Genomic DNA, 852 nt, shown 5'->3' with positions numbered 1-852 from the left:
GTCCTGCGGGATCGATCGGTACGTCCGCCAGGGCCTCGAAGGCGCCGGGGTCGCCCGCCGCCACGAACACATGCCGCAGGGCGGGGACTTGGGAGAGGACGTTCGCCGCGAGCTCGCGGTAGTCGAAGCCGCCGTGCTCGGCCGGGATGACGTACGCGGCGGCCTCGGTGAACTCGCAGAAGTAGCGGATCTCCGTCTCCCGGTGCGCGGGCAGCGCGAAGACCGGCAGCGCGCCGATCCGGAAGAGCGCGAAGATCGTCTCGAAGAACTCGGCGATGTTGGGGAGCTGCACCACCACCTTGTCGCCCTTGGCGATGCCCCGGGCGAGCAGGCCCGCCGCGAGGCGGTCGGCGCGGCGGTCGAGCTGGCCGTATGTCCAGCGGCGGCCGCCCGCCGGGTCGACGATCGCGATCCGGTCGGGGTGTTCGGCCGCGCGGTCGCGCAGGAGCTGCCCGAAGGTCTCACCGCGCCAGTAGCCGGCAGCGCGGTAGCGGGCTGCGAACTCCTCGGGCCACGTGGGTGCCTCGGCGCCTCGTGCCTCGCCGCCTCGTGCCTCGCCGTCGACGGCATGACGTGCGTCGCTCACAGCTCCGCCCCCACCGCGTTCAGGAACGTACGGAACTTCGCGCCCGTCTCCGCGGTCTCCGCCGCCGGGTCCGACGCGGCGACGACGCCCGCGCCCGCGTACAGCCGCAGGGAGCGTTCCTCGGCCTCGGCGCAGCGGATGGTGACGACCCACTCGCCGTCGCCGTTCGCGTCGCCCCAGCCGATCATGCCGGTGAAGAAGCCGCGGTCGAACGGCTCGGTCTCGCGGATCACCTCGCGGGCCGTGGCGGTCGGGGTGCCGCAGAC

Annotated in this window: 2 protein-coding genes; both read right to left on the bottom strand. The window is 73.6% G+C overall.

Annotated elements, in window-relative coordinates; genetic code table 11:
* On the bottom strand, positions 1-586 hold a 586-nt coding region (locus tag GKQ77_RS33060; protein ID WP_219692830.1), incomplete at its 3' end, for an AMP-binding protein.
* The coding region (locus GKQ77_RS33055; RefSeq protein WP_219692829.1) for a chorismate-binding protein at positions 583-852 on the bottom strand (270 nt) is incomplete at its 5' end. The genes GKQ77_RS33060 and GKQ77_RS33055, both read right to left, overlap by 4 nt.

It is taken from the genome of Streptomyces anatolicus (genome assembly GCF_019400875.1).
Lineage (GTDB): Bacteria > Actinomycetota > Actinomycetes > Streptomycetales > Streptomycetaceae > Streptomyces > Streptomyces anatolicus.
This window is presented reverse-complemented; position numbering and strand designations above follow the sequence as displayed.